General features: G+C 50.2%; 2 tRNA genes. Both read left to right on the top strand.

What is annotated here, in order from left to right:
• Window positions 1–111: 111 nt before the first annotated feature.
• A tRNA-Phe gene (locus E0698_RS26415) sits at window positions 112–184 on the top strand.
• A gap of 22 nt (window positions 185–206) precedes the next feature.
• Window positions 207–279, top strand: a tRNA-Thr gene (locus E0698_RS26410).

Genomic DNA, 279 nt, shown 5'->3' with positions numbered 1-279 from the left:
TGTGGTGTAGAGGCCTAACATGCCTGCCTGTCACGCAGGAGATCGCGGGTTCGAATCCCGTCAGTTCCGCCATTTTAGTAATACAATGTTTGTTGAAGAGCATTAGGATAAGGCTCGGTAGCTCAGTCGGTAGAGCAGAGGACTGAAAATCCTCGTGTCGGCGGTTCGATTCCGTCCCGAGCCACTTTTAATTGAATAATTTATGTGCCGGTGTAGCTCAACTGGTAGAGCAACTGACTTGTAATCAGTAGGTTGGGGGTTCAAGTCCTCTCGCCGGCA

Origin of the sequence: Paenibacillus sp. 23TSA30-6 (assembly GCF_014858585.1) — a bacterium.
Taxonomy (GTDB): Bacteria; Bacillota; Bacilli; order Paenibacillales; family Paenibacillaceae; genus Paenibacillus.
Note: the sequence above shows the minus strand (reverse complement) of the source record. Positions and strands in the feature narration are given on the sequence as shown.